The 577-nt window shown below is 64.1% G+C and carries 1 protein-coding gene; it reads right to left on the bottom strand.

Annotation, left to right across the window (positions count from 1 at the left end; translation table 11 throughout):
- A partial coding sequence (locus FS320_RS44765; RefSeq protein WP_152718827.1) for a DDE-type integrase/transposase/recombinase occupies positions 1–577 on the bottom strand: 577 nt, incomplete at both ends.

Genomic DNA, 577 nt, shown 5'->3' with positions numbered 1-577 from the left:
TCCCGATGGCTGTAGATGGTGATGCCCAGCACCTCGCGCTGCACCCGCCCGTTGAAGCGCTCCACGAGACCATTGGTCTGCGGCGTGTAGGGCTTGGTCTTGCGGTGCTCCAGCTTCAGCTGGCGGCAGGCGTCCTCGAAAGCATCCGCCGTGAAGCAGGATCCTCGATCCGTCAGGACGTGCGTGACCTTGAAGGGGAAGGCGCGCACCGCCTCTTTCAGGAAGGCGACCGCGCTGGTGGCCAGCTCATCGTCCTTGACGGCCAGATGCACCCAGCGTGAGCAGCGGTCGATGGCCACATACAAATAGCGTTTGCGGCGCTCGCCGTCGGCGGTCTGCAGCTTGGGCAGGTGCTTGATGTCGATGTGCACGAAGCCGAGATCGTAATCCTTGAACGTGCCGCTCTTGCGCTGGCGCTGCTGCGCCGGGGGCAATCGTCCCAAGCCTTCCGCCTTGAGGATGCGGTAGACGGCATCGCGGTTGAGATGCGGCAGGAAATGCGTGACGATGAAGGTCAGATCGTCGAGCGGAAAGCCGGTGGCCTGGCGCAGGACGCAGACGATGGCGCGCTCCTCGT

It is taken from the genome of Microvirga tunisiensis, from assembly GCF_009296175.1.
In the GTDB taxonomy this organism is placed as follows: domain Bacteria; phylum Pseudomonadota; class Alphaproteobacteria; order Rhizobiales; family Beijerinckiaceae; genus Microvirga; species Microvirga tunisiensis.
Note: the sequence above shows the minus strand (reverse complement) of the source record. Positions and strands in the feature narration are given on the sequence as shown.